2 pseudogenes are annotated in these 1,178 nt (G+C 75.7%); both read left to right on the top strand.

What is annotated here, in order from left to right:
- A pseudogene (locus GPJ59_RS36355) lies at positions 1 to 418 on the top strand (precorrin-6y C5,15-methyltransferase (decarboxylating) subunit CbiE); the annotation flags it as partial.
- A gap of 313 nt (positions 419 to 731) precedes the next feature.
- A pseudogene (locus GPJ59_RS36350) lies at positions 732 to 1,178 on the top strand (hypothetical protein); the annotation flags it as partial.

The raw sequence follows: 1,178 nt of genomic DNA, 5'->3' as shown, positions 1-1,178 counted from the left end.
AACGGTCAGCCGCAGGTCGGCGCCCGGGCAGAAGGCGGCGAGCGCGGCCCGCTCCTCCTGTTCCCGGTCGCTGCCGCCGCCGGAGAGCACCAGCGCGTCGATCCGGACCCCCGGCCGCGCGAGGCACGTCCTGGAGAGCCTGCCCGAACCCGACGTCGTCCGGGTCGGCGGCGGCGGCGCCCCCGTGGTCGCCGCGTGCGCCGACCGGCGTCCGGAACGGATCGTCACCCATGCCGCGACACGGGACGAAGCGGAGGCGATCGGACGGGCCCTCACCGAACGCGGGTACGCCGTCGAGTGCGCCCTCCTGCAGTCCGTCGGCCTCGACACCCGGACCTGGAGCGAGCAGGAGCGCTCGGTCGTCTTCCTCATCGCCGCCGAACGCCCCGAACGCCCCGAACGCCCCCTGAACCGCTGAGCCCTGCCCCGGCCTTGGCCCGGCCGGGGCCCGGCCTTGGCCCGGCCGTGGTCTGCGGCTCCGGCCGGACCGACCGGTACGACACGACCTGCGCCCGCAACCGGGGTAGGCTGGCCGATCGTCGTACGGCCGGGAAGCCGGGCGTGCGGCGCGGCGCACTGACGACGTGGCGCAGTACACAGCAGACCGTGACGGTTATGGCCGCCTCGGTGGCGAACGGGCGCGACAATGCTTAGTGGTTGCCACCGGGCAGCCGTTGGTCGTGGCGGGCGCCGGCGATCGAAGAAGCACAACCGATGGGCGAGGGGTACGCATGACTGACACCGGCCAGGTTCCGGGCGAGGGGCACCCGGACAACACGGGCATGGTGGATCAGCAGGGCATCCCCGCGCCGGTCCCGGCAGCGCCCGCACCGGCGCCCGGAATCCCCGCGCCGAGCGGTTACGCCTTCCAGGACCTGATGGACAATCCGGCCGAGGACGAGGAACTGCTGCTGATGCCCAGCGGCCAGGGGCCGGGCTCGTGGAGCGACCCGCAGGTCGTGCCGCCCGTCCCGGCCTTCCCCGCCCCGGCCGGGCCCGGCTACCCCGAGGCCCCCGCCGGCTACCCGGAGGCCGCCTACGCCGAGGCCGGCCAGCCCGGCTTCGCCCACCAGCAGCCCGGGTACGCCGAAGGCGCCCTGCCCGACGGCGGCTACGCCGACGGTGCGCACGAGGCCGGCGGGCGCGACTCCGGCAGCCTCGACCTCGGCGGCCTGCTC

Origin of the sequence: Streptomyces bambusae (assembly GCF_019400985.1) — a bacterium.
GTDB classification, from domain to species: Bacteria; Actinomycetota; Actinomycetes; order Streptomycetales; family Streptomycetaceae; genus Streptomyces; species Streptomyces bambusae_A.
Note: the sequence above shows the minus strand (reverse complement) of the source record. Positions and strands in the feature narration are given on the sequence as shown.